The 365-nt window shown below is 63.0% G+C and carries 1 pseudogene; it reads left to right on the top strand.

From position 1 onward, the window contains the following. Positions 1-281: pseudogene (locus MTX35_RS26355) on the top strand (transglutaminase); the annotation flags it as partial. Positions 282-365: the final 84 nt, after the last annotated feature.

A 365-nucleotide genomic window follows, 5' to 3' on the forward strand; every position in this document is an offset into this window, starting at 1 on the left:
TCGAGTTGTGCGCTCGTTTCGGCGTGCCGCCAGTGGAATTCGACGGCGATCGCGATGCTCTCATGCATGCCTTCACCGCAGACGGAGCTCAGCACATGGAGTATGTCCGCGAGCGAGGAGTCTTCGACGACCTACCCTTGAACGCGATCTTGACGGTGCTTCGGCACGCCTACGGCCCCACGATCTTCACGGGCGCTCACCCACTCGATGATGTTTTCACCGGCCGCACCCGGCCGGACGAAACTCCCGGGGATCGAAACTCGCCGCGGGAGTCTCGATGAACACAAGCGGTGAGAACATACGCGCCGAACCCCGTATCGCGGCCGACTGCCGATCGGTCGGAGCTCTCTCCGCGAACAATCGCG

The organism is Rhodococcus sp. ARC_M12, from assembly GCF_022810385.1.
In the GTDB taxonomy this organism is placed as follows: Bacteria; Actinomycetota; Actinomycetes; order Mycobacteriales; family Mycobacteriaceae; genus Rhodococcoides; species Rhodococcoides navarretei.